The sequence below is a fragment of the Streptomyces sp. NPDC005195 genome, assembly GCF_040608315.1.
GTDB lineage: Bacteria > Actinomycetota > Actinomycetes > Streptomycetales > Streptomycetaceae > Streptomyces > Streptomyces kaempferi.
Genome location: NZ_JBEXHZ010000273.1, coordinates 1 through 2,001, shown reverse-complemented (window position 1 = coordinate 2,001; position 2,001 = coordinate 1). Strand labels below are relative to the sequence as shown.

Genomic DNA, 2,001 nt, shown 5'->3' with positions numbered 1-2,001 from the left:
GGTCGCTGGCCGGGCCGCTGCGGCAGATGATCCGGGCGCGGCCCGGCGGACCGGTCTGGAGGGCCAGCACCCGCTCCATCTCGGTCTTGTCCCGGTCGGCGAGCAGGACGATGGCCCGCGGCCGGTGCGCGGCCTGGGCGGCGATCAGTTCACCGACCACCGTGGCCACCTGGTCCGACCAGCCGAGTACGACGGCATGCCCCTCCTCGATCACCGTCGACCTGCCGCGGCTCAACTCCGCCAGCCGGTCGGCCAGTCCCGTGGTGATGACCCCGACAAGAGTCGACACGCACAGCAGGGCGACCAGCCCGAGCAGGGCCGAGAGCAGTATGCGCACCGGGGTGCCCGTCACCGCGCCGAGGCGCAGCGTCTCCGCGCTGGTCCGCCACACCGCGGTCAGCCGCCCCGGCAGCGAGCGCGGGGAACCGGGGTCCGTCCACACCAGCAGCGCGCTCACCGGGACCACGACGGCCAGGCAAGTGATCACCAGCCAGCCCATCAGGGTGCCCGCACTGCGGGCCAGCGTACGGTCGAAGCGGTAACGCGCCCGGTCCTGTAACGACACCGGCCGCGGCTCTTCCAGCCGTTCCAATCCCACCCCACCCCTAGCCGGTCCTCGTACCGCGTCGCCGCGGCGACGGCCGTGCCGGACGTCCACCGTGCCGTGCCGACGGCACGGCGCTGCCGGGCCGCCGCCTCACAGTGCGGTCTCCGGCACCGGGACACGCGGGAATCGGGAGCCGATTCATTCTTTCGGGCAGACGCCGTCGCGACGGGCGCCGTGGCGAGGAGACGGGCGCCGTGGCGAAAAGACGGGGCCGTGGCGAGGAGACGGTCAGCGGGTGAGCGGCCGGGTCAGGTGGAGGCCGCCCGCCCGGAAGGGTGATCGGCCGCGGGGCGGGTTTGGCCCAGGAGCGGGGCGGGAATCCGTCAACGTTCCCCCAGGCGGCTGGGCCGGACCCCCGGCACCGCTGTCCGTGGGTGCCGGCTCAGGGAAGGAGCGCCAGATGCCGGGAGCCTTTCGGCGCGCGGGAGGCAGCCACAGGCCTCAGGGGCACCGGAAAGCGAGGTGCGCATGACGGACTCCTCCGACGTGCCACGCAACGGACGGCGCCGACGCCGGACCCCGCGAGCCGTCTGGCACGACTCGGCCCTCGGTCGTCTCTGGCAGCACGGCAGCGAGCTGGAACTGTTGCACCGTGCCATGGGGTTCGCGGCACTGAGTATGGTCACCCTGACGCCGCTGCTCATCGTCGTCGCGGCGGCGGCCCCCTTCGAACACCGGGGATTCGCCCTGTGGGTGATCGACGGCATGAGCCTGTCGGGGCATCCGGCGGACGCCGTGGAGAAGTTGTTCTCGGCACCGCGGCGGGTGCTGAGCACGACCAGCGCCTTCAGTGTGCTCGCCGTCGCGCTTTTCGGACTCAGTTTCGCCTCGAGCGTGCAGAACGGCTACGAGAGGATCTGGGAGATCCCTGCGGGCCCCTGGCATCACGCGTGGCGCCGTGTGGTGTGGCTCGCCGCCCTGACGGCGTACCTGTTCAGCGAGGCGGAGAGCGGCGCGGTGCTGGTCGGCGGGCTCACGGAGACCATCGTGCGCGTCGCGCTCACCGTGTTCTTCGGCATCCTCTTCTTCTGGTGGGGGCAGCACTTCCTGCTCGGCGAGAGAGTGGCGTGGTCGGCACTGTTGCCGGGCGCGGTGGCCACGATGGCGGGGCTGGTCGGCCTGCGCGGCTTCTCGTACGTCGTGTTCTCACCGCTGATCGTGAACAACGCGATCAGCTACGGGACCGTCGGCACCGTTCTCGTCGTGCAGTCGTGGCTCATCGGCGTCGGTTTCGTCGTCTTCGGCGGAGCCCTGCTGGGCCGCCACATCCACGACGCCGTGGAGCGGCACACCACCCCGTGAAGACCGTGCGTCCACGTTGGTCTCACGCCCGGTCGCTGTCATGGACCCTGTTCCGCGGCCGCGCCGTCATCGTGGCCGCGGCGACCGCGGTC

Annotated in this window: 1 protein-coding gene and 1 pseudogene; one reads left to right on the top strand and one right to left on the bottom strand. The window is 71.9% G+C overall.

Going from position 1 to position 2,001, the window contains the following annotated elements:
• Positions 1–583, bottom strand: a pseudogene (locus ABZV34_RS38885) (NAD-binding lipoprotein); the annotation flags it as partial.
• Positions 584–1,204: 621 nt separating this feature from the next.
• On the opposite strand from ABZV34_RS38885, the gene ABZV34_RS38880 reads away from it, so the two are divergent.
• Positions 1,205–1,909 (top strand): ribonuclease BN, encoded by a 705-nt coding sequence (locus ABZV34_RS38880; RefSeq protein ID WP_356287840.1) that lies wholly within the window; start codon positions 1,205–1,207, stop codon positions 1,907–1,909.
• Positions 1,910–2,001 lie beyond the last annotated feature (92 nt).